The following is a 1,022-nucleotide window of genomic DNA, read 5'->3' as shown; positions in this document are numbered from 1 at the left end:
CCATCGAGCAGATACACACGCGTGTTCGCAATCGGACGGCCGATATGCGGCACTGCGTTTTCGATGGAGAGCCGTCCCGAGGTCGCCACGACCGTAGCTTCAGTAGGGCCATAGTTGTTTATCAGCTTTAAAGGCGGTGTTAGAGACGCGGGCATACGGTGGAGACGATCACCGCCAACAAGCAAGTACTCCAATGTGGGATTTACCAGCTTGTCTTCCAACGCGATTGTGGCCAGCGGCGTGATCAGAAAGGCGACTTCGAGCGATTGATCACGCCACCATTCTAGCAGGCGGAGCGAATCTCCCGCTGCCGCTCTGGGAGGTAGAAGCAATGTGCTGCCGTTGTATAACGCAGTCCATAGCTCCCAAGTGCTGGCATCGAATGCTAGTCCGGCAGTGAGTGCGCAACAGGTTTCTGGTTGAAGACAAAACGTTTGCACATGCCAAGCTATCAGATTGACTAATCCGCGATGCTCGACCATGACGCCTTTTGGGGTGCCGGTAGATCCCGAGGTGTAGATCACATAGGCGAGATGGCGCGAGGTCAGGCCAAGCGCACGCGGGTCGGGATCCGAGGCCGGCAGCTTCGCCCAGGCCGATGTCGCCGTCTCGAGATCGACCACCGTCAGATCGGCCAGCGCATCGGCGCCCAGCGCGGATCGTCCCGCAGCATCGGCCAGCAACAGTTGCGGCTGCGCATCCTCAAGAACCTGCTTGAGCCGTGCGCACGGATAGGCCGGATCCAACGGCAGATAGGCTCCACCCGCCTTGAGGATTGCAAGCAGCCCCACCACCATCGCCACGCCGCGCTCAAGGCAGATCGCCACAGGCTGGTCCGGCTTCACCCCGAGCCCGATCAGATGATGCGCCAGCCGGTTCGCCCGTGCATTGAGCTCGCCATAGCTCAAGCGCTCGTCCGCATGGACCACCGCCACCGCATCCGGCGTCTTGGCGACCTGCGCCTCGAACAGCTCATGGATGCACCGCTCTGACGGATACGCCGCCGCCGTGCGGTTCAGTTC

At 61.1% G+C, this 1,022-nt stretch carries 1 protein-coding gene; it reads right to left on the bottom strand.

From position 1 onward, the window contains the following. Positions 1-1,022, bottom strand: a 1,022-nt coding sequence (locus IVB50_RS35075) for an AMP-binding protein (RefSeq protein ID WP_247299520.1), incomplete at both ends; no start/stop codon positions are given.

It is taken from the genome of Bradyrhizobium sp. 87, from assembly GCF_023073015.1.
In the GTDB taxonomy this organism is placed as follows: domain Bacteria; phylum Pseudomonadota; class Alphaproteobacteria; order Rhizobiales; family Xanthobacteraceae; genus Bradyrhizobium; species Bradyrhizobium canariense_D.
This window is presented reverse-complemented; position numbering and strand designations above follow the sequence as displayed.